At 38.8% G+C, this 13,151-nt stretch carries 15 protein-coding genes; 3 read left to right on the top strand and 12 right to left on the bottom strand.

The window, feature by feature from the left end; translation table 11 throughout:
* Window positions 1-19: 19 nt before the first annotated feature.
* The 7 genes from ruvA to racE are packed head-to-tail and all read right to left on the bottom strand — an operon-like array spanning window position 20 to window position 5,661.
* On the bottom strand, window positions 20-610 hold the full coding sequence (ruvA, locus tag C5L21_RS03790) for a Holliday junction branch migration protein RuvA (RefSeq protein ID WP_004904886.1): 591 nt from the start codon (window positions 608-610) through the stop codon (window positions 20-22).
* A 46-nt stretch (window positions 611-656) separates the two neighbouring features.
* Window positions 657-1,724 (bottom strand): tRNA preQ1(34) S-adenosylmethionine ribosyltransferase-isomerase QueA, encoded by a 1,068-nt coding sequence (gene queA, locus C5L21_RS03785; RefSeq protein WP_004907961.1) that lies wholly within the window; start codon window positions 1,722-1,724, stop codon window positions 657-659.
* On the bottom strand, window positions 1,717-2,577 hold the full coding sequence (locus C5L21_RS03780) for a metallophosphoesterase family protein (RefSeq protein ID WP_133286049.1): 861 nt from the start codon (window positions 2,575-2,577) through the stop codon (window positions 1,717-1,719). The genes queA and C5L21_RS03780 overlap by 8 nt, the downstream gene beginning before the upstream one ends.
* Window positions 2,577-3,635, bottom strand: coding sequence for a Holliday junction branch migration DNA helicase RuvB (gene ruvB / locus C5L21_RS03775; protein WP_004901887.1), 1,059 nt, complete (start codon window positions 3,633-3,635; stop codon window positions 2,577-2,579). The genes C5L21_RS03780 and ruvB overlap by 1 nt, the downstream gene beginning before the upstream one ends.
* A gap of 37 nt (window positions 3,636-3,672) precedes the next feature.
* On the bottom strand, window positions 3,673-4,209 hold the full coding sequence (locus C5L21_RS03770) for a YfcE family phosphodiesterase (protein ID WP_133286048.1): 537 nt from the start codon (window positions 4,207-4,209) through the stop codon (window positions 3,673-3,675).
* Between the two features lie 5 nt (window positions 4,210-4,214).
* Window positions 4,215-4,817 (bottom strand): XTP/dITP diphosphatase, encoded by a 603-nt coding sequence (locus tag C5L21_RS03765; protein ID WP_036061027.1) that lies wholly within the window; start codon window positions 4,815-4,817, stop codon window positions 4,215-4,217.
* The gene (gene racE, locus C5L21_RS03760) at window positions 4,792-5,661 is read right to left on the bottom strand and encodes a glutamate racemase (RefSeq protein ID WP_040190458.1); all 870 of its coding nucleotides are present in this window, start codon (window positions 5,659-5,661) and stop codon (window positions 4,792-4,794) included. The genes C5L21_RS03765 and racE overlap by 26 nt, the downstream gene beginning before the upstream one ends.
* A gap of 89 nt (window positions 5,662-5,750) precedes the next feature.
* On the opposite strand from racE, the gene C5L21_RS03755 reads away from it, so the two are divergent.
* Complete coding sequence (locus C5L21_RS03755) at window positions 5,751-6,470, top strand: YslB family protein (protein WP_004901897.1); 720 nt, start codon at window positions 5,751-5,753, stop codon at window positions 6,468-6,470.
* A 36-nt stretch (window positions 6,471-6,506) separates the two neighbouring features.
* On the opposite strand, the gene dltD is transcribed toward C5L21_RS03755, so the two are convergent.
* The 5 genes from dltD to C5L21_RS03730 are packed head-to-tail and all read right to left on the bottom strand — an operon-like array spanning window position 6,507 to window position 10,949.
* Window positions 6,507-7,790, bottom strand: a complete 1,284-nt coding sequence (dltD, locus tag C5L21_RS03750; protein ID WP_133286047.1) for a D-alanyl-lipoteichoic acid biosynthesis protein DltD — start codon at window positions 7,788-7,790, stop codon at window positions 6,507-6,509.
* A gap of 5 nt (window positions 7,791-7,795) precedes the next feature.
* Entirely contained in the window at window positions 7,796-8,032 is a 237-nt protein-coding gene (gene dltC, locus C5L21_RS03745) for a D-alanine--poly(phosphoribitol) ligase subunit DltC (RefSeq protein WP_004901903.1), read from the bottom strand.
* 28 nt (window positions 8,033-8,060) lie between these two features.
* Entirely contained in the window at window positions 8,061-9,269 is a 1,209-nt protein-coding gene (gene dltB, locus C5L21_RS03740; RefSeq protein ID WP_004901907.1) for a D-alanyl-lipoteichoic acid biosynthesis protein DltB, read from the bottom strand.
* A complete protein-coding gene (dltA, locus tag C5L21_RS03735) occupies window positions 9,262-10,794 on the bottom strand; it encodes a D-alanine--poly(phosphoribitol) ligase subunit DltA (protein WP_099044630.1) in 1,533 nt (510 codons plus the stop codon). Before dltA ends, dltB begins: the two co-directional genes overlap by 8 nt.
* Window positions 10,795-10,808: 14 nt before the next feature.
* Window positions 10,809-10,949, bottom strand: coding sequence for a teichoic acid D-Ala incorporation-associated protein DltX (locus C5L21_RS03730; protein ID WP_004901910.1), 141 nt, complete (start codon window positions 10,947-10,949; stop codon window positions 10,809-10,811).
* Window positions 10,950-11,101: 152 nt separating this feature from the next.
* Between C5L21_RS03730 and C5L21_RS03725 the strand changes: the two genes are divergently transcribed.
* A complete protein-coding gene (locus C5L21_RS03725) occupies window positions 11,102-12,319 on the top strand; it encodes a PTS sugar transporter subunit IIC (protein ID WP_133286046.1) in 1,218 nt (405 codons plus the stop codon).
* Window positions 12,309-13,139: an alpha/beta hydrolase gene (locus C5L21_RS03720; RefSeq protein ID WP_004904904.1), complete on the top strand. Its 831-nt coding sequence runs from the start codon at window positions 12,309-12,311 to the stop codon at window positions 13,137-13,139. Before C5L21_RS03725 ends, C5L21_RS03720 begins: the two co-directional genes overlap by 11 nt.
* The last annotated feature ends 12 nt before the right edge of the window (window positions 13,140-13,151 follow it).

The raw sequence follows: 13,151 nt of genomic DNA, 5'->3' as shown, positions 1-13,151 counted from the left end.
TGGTCATGTGTTTTTTATATTATTTCACCAAAAACTTCAACGCTGAGCGAATATACCCATCTGTTGTATCCTTTTGATTAGCCAAAACTGTCTGTAATTTAGCGACGTCTTTCGCACTATAACCCAACGATTCCAGTGCTGCCAAAGCATCAGCCAATGCCTGATTATCAGTTGTAGGGACTGTTTCTACCGTCATACCTGCTGATAATGCCAAATCATCTAACTTTCCCTTCAAATCCAACACAATTTGTTGGGCTGTCTTTTTACCCACGCCAGGAAATTGTGTTAAATAAGATGCATCATCGTTGGCCACAGCTGTTACTAATCCTGCAGCATCATCACTTGCTAAGATAGCCAAGGCGCTTTTAGGTCCAATACCAGAAACATTGAGCAGTTTATTAAACAAATATTTTTCGTTTTCGTCTATAAACCCGTATAATGTCATTTCATTTTCACGAACAATTTGTTCAACATAGACGTGAGATTCAACATTTTGTTCAAAGCGATATGGGTTGGCTACGAATAATTTGTAACCAACACCACTGCGATCAGCAATCACTAGATAAGCGGGATAAATATTTGTAATCAAGCCATTAATATATTCATACATCGTGTCTCTCCTTATGTAGACATGTGCTCTTTAAGCCACTGTAACATTATTTGTCGCGCTTAATAAACATCGCATCCCCGAAACTAAAGAAACGATATTGTTCAGCAACAGCATGTTGATAGGCATTTAGAATATTTTCACGACCCGTAAACGCAGCAACCAACATAACCAAAGTTGACTTTGGCAAATGGAAATTAGTAATAAATGCATCAACAGTTGTCCACTTGTACCCTGGCTTAATGAAAATATCTGTCCAGCCTGAATCTGCTTGCAATTTGCCCTCAAATTTTGACCCAATTGTTTCCAAAGTACGAATAGATGTTGTCCCTGTGGCAATAATGCGTCCGCCATTTTCACGTACCTGGTTTAATGTATCCGCTGCATCTTGGCTTAATTGATAGAACTCTGAATGCATTTTGTGGTCTTCTATATTTTCTTCCTCTACTGGTCGGAAAGTGCCTAGCCCCACATGAAGCGTTAATTCAACTGTTTTAACTCCTTTAGCCCGGACTTGATTAAGCAACTCAGGTGTCCAATGTAATCCAGCTGTTGGCGCTGCAGCTGAACCATCAACTTTCGAATAGACCGTTTGATAGCGTTCTTGGTCAGCCAACTTCTCTTTAATATAAGGCGGTAGTGGCATCTCACCTAATTTATCTAATAGCGCCATAAAAATGCCATCATAATGGAATTCGACATATCGACCACCATGTTCTAGCTCGCCGACAACCGTTGCTGTCATGATTGGCTGTGTCACATCATCACCAAACACAATAGTCGAACCAACAGGTGATTTCTTGGCTGGTCGCACCAATGTCTCCCATACATCCCCATGATCTTGGCGTAATAGCAGGACTTCAGCATGTCCACCAGTTTCTGGACGTACACCATGCAATCTTGCTGGCAAAACACGTGAGTTATTCATGACAATGGCATCACCAGGATTCACGTAATCTAAAATGTCGTAAAAATGCTTGTCTTGATAAGCGCCTGTATCAGCATCTAGTACCAGTAAACGTGAAGCATCACGCTGCTTTAAAGGTGTTTGCGCAATTAATGCTTCTGGCAAATCATAATCAAAGTCCGCCAATTGGTAATGTTTCTCATCAGTCATCTTTTATACCTGTATTACCTGACATACCAGTTTGCTTTTCAAATTCAAACCCTGTCAAGTTCACTTTCTCTTTTTCTTTTTCGGATAACACTTTATTATCATTTGGAATATTAAACTGTTTTAGAACAGTCGCATAAGTTAAATCATTTTTATTCAGATAATCAACGAGCAGTGCTAATTCATGACGTTGTGTTGCTGTTGGTTTGTTGATGGTGATTTTCTCATCAAATGCACGCTCAACCAAACGATCATAACGTTTATTCTCAGATTCTATTTGATAGGTTTCTGAAATTGCTGCAATACGTTGTGATAGTAACGGACTAAGCGCCTCAAAACTAATAGGCTGTCCAAATACCCTTGTTTGCATATAGGCTGAGTCAAGTGATAAATTAATCATATTATCACGCTGATATTCTGCTTCATGAATGTGCCCATGAAGTGATAATAATGGGTATGGTAAATCAACAGCGTAGTGACTCAACCAAACTTGCCGACCATCAATCTTGAGTGATTTTGCTGTCTCAACAACTTCAATGACTTGAGCCTCCGGCGCTTTATACGCTGCTTTCAGCTGATCAGTATGATCATGATTACCCTTAAATAATATTTTTTTACCCCGCAGGCGAGCCAGTTGTGCCACAAAATCTTGCTTTTTGCGAAACATCCCCAAATCACCCAAAAAATATACAGTGTCTTCATCAGTCACTGTATCATTCCAAATTTTTTCTAAATAGCGATCCATTTCTGAAATAGTAGGTGCTATTCCCAATAATTTTAATGATTCTACACGTGATTTATCAAAATAAAGAATTTTTTCATGATTGAAATGCGTATCAGAGATAATATAGTCCATTACATTTTCCTTTGGTACGGGATATTGAGATGCGCATAAGCTGCTTCAGTAACAACTCGTCCCCTTGGTGTGCGCTGTAAAAAACCAATTTGTAATAAGTAAGGTTCAACCATGGATTCAAGCGTCTCTGCTTCCTCACCAATATTAGCAGCAAGCGTATTTAAGCCAACCGGACCACCTTGATAGTACGTAATCATTGTATCTAATAATTTATGATCTGTTTCATCTAGACCACGATTATCAACACGCAACTTATCTAAGGCAATATCAACAATTACCCGATCAATGGCTGCTTTCCCTTGGACTTGCGCAAAATCACGCACGCGTTTTAACAGCCGGTTAGCAATTCTTGGTGTTCCGCGTGAACGCAAAGCAATTTCGTAAGCCCCTTCCGGTTTAATGGGCGCCTTAAAGATATCAGATGACCTGACAACGATTTCTTGTAGTTCCTCTGGCGTATAATATGACATCGCACTCATAATCCCAAAACGATCGCGCAATGGCTTAGATAACATACCTGGACGTGTTGTTGCGCCGATGAGAGTAAAAGGTGGCAGAGGAAAATGCACGGCACGCGCTGTCGGTCCTTGTCCAACCATAATGTCTACAAAATAATCCTCCATGGCAGAATACATAATTTCTTCAACGTTTGTTGGTAAGCGATGAATTTCATCAATAAATAAAATATCACCTGGTTCTAATTCATTTAACAACGCCACTAGGTCGCCTGGTTTCTCAATTGCTGGCCCCGAGGTGGTTTTAATATGAACCCCCATCTCGTTAGCAATGATCATAGCCAGCGTAGTCTTCCCTAGCCCTGGTGGTCCAAATAATAAGACATGGTCAAGTGCCTCTTCACGCTGCTTGGCCGCCGAAATATAAACAGACAGTTCCTCTTTCAAGGCAGCTTGCCCAATATACTCACGCAAAAACTGGGGTCTTAGCGACAGTTCATCATGCTGTTCCGCCTCATTGGCGGCAGCATGACGTAACAAGCTATCTACTTCAGTATTTTCATCATACCATTGGTTAAATTGTGGTTCTTGTTGATTTCCCATAGTTACAATTTTATCACGTTTATTCAGGATTCAGCCATTAGCAATTGAACGATTGCGTTAATGCAGGAATTTCCTCATGCTGCCGATTATAAAATGCCACAGAGTACGCTGTATCGGACACTGTTAATACTGCATAAGTGCCACCAATAGCCGTATGTGGCCCCTTTGGCAAACTAATCGAACCTGGATTAATAAATAATTTATCGTCAAACATTGCCACGCCATCGATATGTGTATGGCCAAACAACACAATTTGCGCTTTCGCTTCCTTAGCAAGTTGGTTCATCACGGTTAAATTAGCCCAAGAATCCAACGAACGTACATTATATAAATGCCCGTGTGTCTGAAAAAAAGTCGTGCCCGCAATAGTTGTAACCCGTGCTGCAACAAAATCATCATCGGTATCCATATTACCAATCACAGTTGAGACGCCGTCAAATACACTGTCATTGGCTGATAACTCTGAATCGCCATTATAAAAAACAGCTGCAACATTTGACTGCCAATGATTAAAAATATCAACGAGTATATCTCGATCACCATGCGTATCCGATACAATAAGAAACTTCGTCATTTATCCTATCCTTTCAACCAATCTGGTAGTTGCTGTCCCAAAGACTTGAGCGCCAACCCTCGATGACTAACATGATTTTTTTCTTCAGCAGTCAGTTCAGCAAAAGTTTTATCAAATTGGGGTACAAAGAAAATGGGATCATACCCAAAGCCGTTATTACCACGACGCGCTGTGGTAATTTGTCCATCAACTTGACCATTAGCAACTAACCGACGTCCATGATTATCAATCAACACTAGCACACTATTAAAATGTGCTGTACGATTCTTTTCACCAGATAATTTTGTCAACACTTTATCGATATTTGCTTCATCATCATGATCGCCCGCATAGCGCGCCGAATAAACTCCTGGTTGACCGGCTAAGGCATCAACAGACAAACCAGAATCATCAGCCAAAATATAATCATTGGGTGCCACTTTGGCAATAGTCTGAACTTTTATCGTGGCATTTTCCTCAAAAGTTTTCCCATTCTCGACTATTTCTGGTATGTTACTGTCTAATTCGTTCAATGGGACAACAGTGAGTTCAATATGCAACATTGCCAACATTGCCTTTAGCTCACTAATTTTGTGCGCATTGTTACTGGCTAAAATTAGTCTTGCCATCTTGTTCCTCCAAATATTGTTGCCTATCGTTTTCTACTATATTAAGGTGTCGTACATCTAAAGCGTCTGGTAAATCTAACCAATCGGTCGCTATGATACGAAAATTTGCTGTATTCCCTGTTGTATAGTAAATATCTTTACTATGTGAATGTGCGACACTTGTATATAAATCATGCATAAGCAAGGCTTCTTGAATCACGCGAACGGTCTCACGTCCAGCATCTATTAGAGTAACCTGTGGCCCCATGGCCGATTCAATAAAAGGCGCTAATAAAGGAAAGTGTGTACATCCAAGTATCAACGTATCGACATCTTGGCTCTTCATATGTTCAAGATGCTGACTAACGATATTCCTCGTTGCTGCCTCGTGGTATTTATTCGACTCAACTAACTGAACAAATTCAGGCTCAGCTTGTGACGTTATCTGAACGTCATCACGAAAAGCGTGAATCTCATTATCATAGGCACCAGAATCGACAGTTCCCTGTGTTGCAATAATGCCTATGCGATTATTTTTAGTTGTTTTAGTGGCAGCCCAAGCACCTGGTTGAATAACCCCAATGACAGGAATAGCTAATGTCCTCTGTAACTGAGACAATACGCGTGCTGTTGCAGTATTACAAGCAATAACCAGCAACTTAATATGCTTTTGCTCGACGAGGTAATTTGCCATTTGAAAGGTATAACGCACAACCTCTTCAGTAGGCCGTGGGCCATAAGGCATTCGTGCTGTATCACCAATAAAGATAAATTGTTCGTTGGGTAGTTGTTTCTGAGCTTCTTTGATAACTGTTAGACCACCAACACCAGAATCAACAAAACCGATTGGATTATTTTTATTCATATCTATAATTATGCCTTTAAATGCAAAGAATGCAAGCTTTTAGGCCGTAAAGTTTGGTATAATAAAAGTCTGAAAGGTCAAACAAGTTCATGAATATCAACGATTACGATAAAATTTTACAAACAAATTTTCAAGTTAACAGTTTTGCTCTAACCCTCTTACGTGACGGCTTACTTAAAAATTTACTGCAAGAGGATTATCCACACATTCTCTACTGGGCCGGTAAAGAAATTGCTCGTCAATTCCCAACAGATGCACTTGCCTCAGTTGTAGATTTTTTTAAAAATGCTGGTTTTGGAGATTTAGAAATTGCCTCTCAAGATAGTAAAAATCAACGCTGGTCCCTCACAGGTGATTTAGTACAGCAACGTTTAGCACGCGACAAGACAGCTGACTTCAGTCTCGAGGCAGGATTTTTAGCACAACAACTTGAAGTACAAACAGGCGCCATTGCTGAAGCAACTTTCAAAATCATGAAAAAAAATATCGGTGTCAGCTTTGAAGTCGTCACTGATTTAAATGAAACTGTTGACGTTTCTGATATTAAACAACGCGTTGCCGCTCGCGAATCATTTCTCAAAAAGACGCACGCTAGCGTTGAGCACGCAAAATTAGTTGAACTGCGCGATGATGGTGATATATCGAGGGAACAATCAATTACTGACTCACTACTGGCATTTAAATTCGATGATGTCATATCACCTGCAGAAGAACGAACCAGCTTGAGTGCACTATCTAGTGAAGAAGAAATTGACCCTTTTAACTTTCCAACAAACACCAATAAAGATTCGCAATCACCTTTCTCATAACAAAAAAAGATGTGCCCCAAAAGTGGCACATCTTTTTTATTTAAACGATTTCAAATTTTCAGGTGTTGGCGAAAGATTTTGCCAACGCGTTGAAAGATAGTTATTGTTAATATGGTAATTAACTGGCTGATAACCCTTTGTCAAAAATGGGTTGATTTTTTGATCTGCTGCTACCCAACCATTCCAACCAAGATGAATCGTATCTTGCATGAAATAATTTTGACCCCCATCACGTGAAAAGTCTGCAATATTATTAAAGCCTTGAGAAGTTAACTGTTTTTTAACTTTATCGACACTTTGATAATACATTTCTTTACGCAAACCTGTATAATCGGTCCAACGTTGATTAACTGGTTGGATGATAAATAACACATCTGTATGCTGCTTAGCAAACTCAGCTAATACAGCTTGCAAATCAGAATATTCTTCGGATTCACGATAGTCAAAATTGCGTTGTGAATTTTTTAATCTTTTCAAATTAAGTTTAATACGGTATTTATAAAATGAATTCTTAATTTGAAAATTATTGTTTGTTGTCTCTTGCTCACCTAATTTTGTCGCTTCGCTTAGCAGTGTTGCTGCATCATCCTTATCGGGTAAGCGACCAATAGCGGGCTTGACACGATTTTTCCAATTATTAGATGCTGAGAAATTAGAAAATAATTGATCTTCCCGTAATAACATACGATGCCGAACGCTTAATATATTTTTATCGGCGTTTGATAGTGGTTGGTTATTACTAATTTTTGTTACTAGACGGTTATAAACGGCATTATTTTTGACTTGCTTTTCACGTAGTAAACGATCTGCTATGAAACGGTCAGTGGGTGTAATACGATCAATTCGTTGCAACCAATTAGCCGTTTGTAACGGTGAATAAAATTCAGAAAAAGAAACTTTAGAATTTTTTTTCGTAAACCATTGCTGTGAAATAATAAATACAGCTTGTTTTTTATGCAAACCATTGGGCATTTCTTGCATGCTTAGATAATGCGTTAGTGCTTCTGTGCCAGCTTGTCCTAGTAAAAAAGGTTGATAATTACGATGATATTTTTCAGCAAGCATAGATGGGTGCATCGTATCTAAACGTAGCAACTCACTCGAGCCAAAAAAAGGCACATATCGTTTAGATTTATCATTAAACGCTGCAGTTTTAATCGCTTCACCCTTGAACACATTTTTCGAAAACGAAACAGATGCTTCACGGATATCATTTTGTGTGATGTGATTTAAGGAAAACGGTGCCAAAAAAAGTGCGCCAATTAATACAAACGCAATGATTACCGGTCCAAAAATCCACCATAATCCTCGTTTTTTCATGCGATTTACCCGATTAATGATTCAACTTTAGCAATCACTTTATTGGGCGTGTTCCATTCGTCACGGTTAAACTCTGATACAGGTGCTTGAATATTGAACTTACTTTCAAGATCAAGTAACAACTCAACTGTTGACATTGAGTCAAGCAGACCACTTTCAAAAAAGTCATCGTCCATTTGATCTGAAATATCTTCACCAATAATTGTATTTAAAATTTCAACTACTTCTTCTTTTACTGCCATTGTTATTTCCTCTTTCTTTTAAATACGTTTACTTAAACCATAATTTGTCTAAGAAACCATCGAATATTAAGAAACTTACCATAACAACATTAAATGTAATGAAAATGGCTAGTGCTTCTGTAAATTTGTTGTGCGGTACATTGTGTTTCTTCTTATAACGCAGCCATGCATCATTAATCACTAATCCGACGCCATGGAATAAGCCATAAACAATATAATACCAGTGTAAACCGTGCCAAAATCCCATCACTAACATATTAAAAATGTATGCTAAATTCGAGGTTGTTACACGGCTTTTAATCCATTTTTTCTTCATAATGAGAAAAACAAATCGCATGAAAATATAATCACGGAACCAGAATGACAAAGTCATGTGCCAACGATTCCAGAATTCTTTCAAGTTTTTTGACAAAAATGGCTTATTAAAGTTCATAGGGACTTCAATACCCATAACATAACTTGTTGCAACAGCAAATAATGAATAGCCGGCAAAGTTGAAGAACAAATTCAAACCTGAAGCGTACATCACTGGCACTAACCACCATGTTAAGCCACCGTGTACACTGGCCGATTCAATTGCCAAACTTTTAACCTGAGGTAAAACAAAACTCTGGAAAAAATAGGCCGATATAACAAAATTATACAAAAAGCCGAGGAAGAAATACCAAACAGCCTTTTCTAACATTTTTAGATACTTGTCACGATCTGGTACCGAAGTCACGTCTGCTATAAAACGGCGATATCGGTCAATTGGTCCTGACGAAATAGTTGGCATAAAGAGCATAAAACGTAAAAATAACCAAGGATTAAATTCTTTAATCGAGCCATCACGCGTCTCTAAAATCATACCAACTGAACGAAATGTCAAATACGAAATACCTAGAAAACCTAACAACGTGGCCACATGTGTCCAGTGTGTTGGTGCAGACAGTTTAACCAAGAATAACGGCAATATCGCCAGTAACGTTACGACGTAAAATACGACCGTATTATTGGCTTTCTTTCGATATAGCGTATAGCCCCAGACAAGTAGCCACTGCCATATCATGAACCCAATAATAGCATAGCCTTCATGGTATTTCTTGCCATTGAACATTAGGAAAATAAACGCAAACGACACGATGACTTCATACCAAGCAAAACGCTTGCCAAAGTATAAGCCAATAGCAAGCGGTGCAAGTGCTAGTAGTAAAATCACAAAATATTTTGGATCAGCATAGGGTTGTAAATTAAGCATTGCCATTCACCTCAGCAATCAACCCTTTCAAATCAATCTTACCATTCGGCGTCAATGGCAGACTTTCCCGATACATGAAGCGGCTTGGTACCATATATGGCATCATAATATTTTCCAACTCCGCCTTGATTGCATTGGTTAGTAGAATAGGTTTTTCAAAATCATTATCTTTTGCAACAATAATTGCTAATAATTGTTTTACTTTACCATCGGCATCATACCTAGGGATGGCAACAGCCTGTTCCACCCACTGACTTTGTTGTAATTGCTGAGCAACTTCTTCTAATTCAATTCTGAAGCCATGCAATTTAATTTGAAAATCACTACGGCCCTTATAGTGTAGTAAACCATCCTTATCACGAATAGCTAAGTCACCAGTACGATAGGCTTGTTGGCCGTTAACTGTAGTAAACGCTGCCGCTGTCTTTTCAGGATTATTGAGATAACCCTTTGATACCGATGGCCCAACAATAATAATTTCACCTGGCTCACCATCGGCAACCATCTCGCCATCAGCATCTTGAATAACAATCTCAGTGTCAGCTTTGACATAGCCGATTGGCATCTTGTTGTTGTTAGCGATGACAGCCTGAGTAATTGGTATGCTAGTTACCGCAACAGTGGCTTCAGTAGGGCCATAAGTATTATAGATATGCGCATCGGGAAAACGTGCTAGCAGTTTCTCAGCAGTTGTTTTGGTCAATACCTCACCACAGAAGAAGAAAGCGCTTAAATTGGGATGTACTGATTGCTTAAATTCTGGATCTAATAACGCAACGTCGGCAAAAGATGGTGTTGAGACCCACTTATGCAAATTCAACGTTGGCAATGTCTTAAATAGTGATTTAAAATCATCAGCCGTTTGTTTAGGCAAAGCTTTTAATGTCCCATGCGACAATAAAGCCGGCACCCAATCCATAACCGATAAGTCAAAAGAATATGGCGGTTGTGACAAGACATTGCTACCAGATTCCCAAGCGAAGTCATCCCCCAACATCCAATTTGAAAAACTCAACAAATTATCATGTGAAATCTGAACGCCTTTCGGCTTACCAGTTGTCCCAGAAGTGAAAATAATATAGAAATTGTCATCGCCACTAACTGGCTGACTCAATGTAAACGATGTTTTGGCTTCAAAAATTGCGCGCAATGCTTCTTTTTTAACTACCGGCACCTTAGTAACTGTAATAGGCAAATCATCTACCGCAATTATCAAAGCTGGTTGCCCAATCTCTATAATATCTGTCAAACGCTCTTCAGCTGAGTTAACATCAACTGGCACATAGGCGTGTCCTGACTTCACACTAGCCAAAAAACTAGCTATCATATCAAATTGTTGACCGCCATAAATCATAATCGGCGCCTTTTCAGCAATATCTTGCGTCTCAATAAATGCTGCTAAAGCATCAGAGGCATCTTTCAGTTGTGCATAAGTGTGTTGTACACCTAATTCATCATAAGCAATTGTATCCCCCTGTGTTTCAGCGAAACTATCAATTGTTTCAATGACATTTTTAATCATCATATTATTTTCCTAAATTAAAATTCGTTATAAATAAACTTACCGCCACCTACACCTGAATAACTATAAAGGTACACAAGCGTTAGAATGACAATAAAATAGAACAGCGTCCGTGCAATAAAATTGACAACCGGACGTTGAAAAAATTGTTTAATCATTTCAGGTTACCCCCGTATCTGTGATTTCATGTATAATCAACATAGTACATATTTGGAACTACTATAAAACACAATTGAATTAATTATAGCACAAACATGCTCGTTTTGTAGCAAATTATTACAATACAGATTACATCATTCGGAGATATGCCATGCTTAAAACGCTTGTTAATCAATCACAACGTTGGGATAATATTGTCTATCAGCATGCAACCATGCAGGCAGTCAAGACCGCGTTACAGCAACTTAGACCTATATTAGTAATTGATGTCTATGCGCATCTTCTATTTCGATTAATCTTTGCCCCTGATAACTTTATCGGTCGCATGGTCGACAACTATCCGCCAATAACAAAGGTTATATCTAACCACATGCGTATTGGGTTAACCTTCTTAGATGCTGCCATCGTGATGATTTTTGTTATTGCACTCACACAACACTACCTCACAACCAAAGGTATTACAAATACCAGTTTGCCCATCTTAACGAATTTTATTGCCATTTATTTATTATTAGTCGGTAAAAATCAGATTCCTACATATAATACAACGCAATACTTACTCATGAGTGTTACTGTCTTATTTAGTGTCACAACCTATTGCTGGTTTCAAAAAAAATGGGTCAATCCTGATACGTCACCTTATGCCTATCGCTATTTAGTCTGGGCCGTCTTAATTATCTTAATGAGTTGGTTATTGCGGCAATTAATTGCCATCCCACATTTTCAAACTACCATATCTGTCCTGCTGTCTAAAACATTTTTCACCACCTTCTGGGGTTTGCTCGCTGTTTCAATTCTTTCACCCTTGCTGTTCGTTTTTGGCTTTGCACTGCCTTCAGAACTGACTGATGATCAAACAACCTTAAATACTGTTATCGCTAATTTAGATGCCGTCCTAAGCACAGGTCATAAAGTCTTACCGTATCCCGAAAATCTATACAGTACTTACGGTGCTTTCACTCTATTTGGTGGCATTGGTAATACTTTAGCCATTAGTTTATTGCTGTTATTCGCTACCTCAAGGAAGCACCAAAAATTAGGCCTCATCACTTGGTTCCCTAGTCTGTTTGATGATAACACTTTGTTACTCGCTGGCGTTCCGCTATTTCTTAGGCCACTCATGTTAGTGCCTATGCTTTTGGTTTCAGTTATTAGTCAACTCATTGGGTATGTTGCTATCGCCACCCATTTCATTCAACCCGTTGTTTACCCAACACCAATGAATATTCCTAATCTACTGTTACCAACAATTGCCAGTACAACGCCAATACGTTCAACGTTAGTTACCGTTGCCGTCTTCATATTAAGTATCGTTATCTACCGCCCATTTGTTCATCGCTTGACCGAGGGGGGTTCTTATGAGAAATAAGTTCATTTTAACTGTTAGTCTGATGCTTATAATTGCATTAGGCTTTTATGGCCAACATTGGGTTGCAAAAACAACAACTAGCCAAGCCAAAATACAGAATTCCCGAATGGTGCCCACGATTTTTGTTCCAGGTTCCGAGGCCACGATTAACCGATTTGATGATTTATTTGCCACCATCAATGCCAAGGGTGCGCCGCATAGTGTCCTCAAAGTTCAGGTCAGCACTAGTGGCCAATTAACTTTTCTAGGTAGTATTAATGCCAATGACCGACAGCCTTTTATTGTTATTGGTTTTGAAGATAATCAAGATGGTTATGACCACATTAAAAAGCAAGCATCATGGTTAGCTAAAGCACTAGACACCCTGCAAGATCGCTATCATTTTCAAACATTCTCTGCAGTTGGGCATTCTAATGGTGGTCTTGATTGGACTATTTATTTAGAAAAATACCATGCTGACGATGATTTTAATATTCCAATACTCATGACGCTCGGTACACCTTTTAATTTCTCAGAATCTTCCTTACAACGCCGAACTGAAATGCTTAATGATCTCATTAGTGGCAACAATCAGCTACCCAAAGATTTAACCATGTATTCTGTTGCTGGCACTGAAGATTATACTGATGACGGTATCGTACCAGTTCAAAGTGTGATTGCGGGTAAATATATTTATCAAAAAGCTGTTAAATCATATACTCAAATTACTGTTTCCGGCGACAATGCTCAGCATTCAAGCCTGCCAGAAAATCCTGAAGTTGTTAGCTTAATTGAATCAAATATTCTCAAGCCATTAGCACGTTCTGATAGAAAACAGTAAAAAAACCTTGAT

This window comes from Leuconostoc citreum, from assembly GCF_004354555.1.
GTDB lineage: Bacteria > Bacillota > Bacilli > Lactobacillales > Lactobacillaceae > Leuconostoc > Leuconostoc citreum.
The sequence above is the reverse complement of the archived record's forward strand: the minus strand, read 5'-3'. Positions and strand labels throughout refer to the sequence as shown.

Coding starts and splice junctions, on each gene's coding strand:
- ruvA (WP_004904886.1), bottom strand. CDS start 610: ATGTATGAATATATTAATGGCTTGATTACAAATATTTATCCCGCTTAT.
- queA (WP_004907961.1), bottom strand. CDS start 1,724: ATGACTGATGAGAAACATTACCAATTGGCGGACTTTGATTATGATTTG.
- C5L21_RS03780 (WP_133286049.1), bottom strand. CDS start 2,577: ATGGACTATATTATCTCTGATACGCATTTCAATCATGAAAAAATTCTT.
- ruvB (WP_004901887.1), bottom strand. CDS start 3,635: ATGGGAAATCAACAAGAACCACAATTTAACCAATGGTATGATGAAAAT.
- C5L21_RS03770 (WP_133286048.1), bottom strand. CDS start 4,209: ATGACGAAGTTTCTTATTGTATCGGATACGCATGGTGATCGAGATATA.
- C5L21_RS03765 (WP_036061027.1), bottom strand. CDS start 4,817: ATGGCAAGACTAATTTTAGCCAGTAACAATGCGCACAAAATTAGTGAG.
- racE (WP_040190458.1), bottom strand. CDS start 5,661: ATGAATAAAAATAATCCAATCGGTTTTGTTGATTCTGGTGTTGGTGGT.
- C5L21_RS03755 (WP_004901897.1), top strand. CDS start 5,751: ATGAATATCAACGATTACGATAAAATTTTACAAACAAATTTTCAAGTT.
- dltD (WP_133286047.1), bottom strand. CDS start 7,790: ATGAAAAAACGAGGATTATGGTGGATTTTTGGACCGGTAATCATTGCG.
- dltC (WP_004901903.1), bottom strand. CDS start 8,032: ATGGCAGTAAAAGAAGAAGTAGTTGAAATTTTAAATACAATTATTGGT.
- dltB (WP_004901907.1), bottom strand. CDS start 9,269: ATGCTTAATTTACAACCCTATGCTGATCCAAAATATTTTGTGATTTTA.
- dltA (WP_099044630.1), bottom strand. CDS start 10,794: ATGATGATTAAAAATGTCATTGAAACAATTGATAGTTTCGCTGAAACA.
- C5L21_RS03730 (WP_004901910.1), bottom strand. CDS start 10,949: ATGATTAAACAATTTTTTCAACGTCCGGTTGTCAATTTTATTGCACGG.
- C5L21_RS03725 (WP_133286046.1), top strand. CDS start 11,102: ATGCTTAAAACGCTTGTTAATCAATCACAACGTTGGGATAATATTGTC.
- C5L21_RS03720 (WP_004904904.1), top strand. CDS start 12,309: ATGAGAAATAAGTTCATTTTAACTGTTAGTCTGATGCTTATAATTGCA.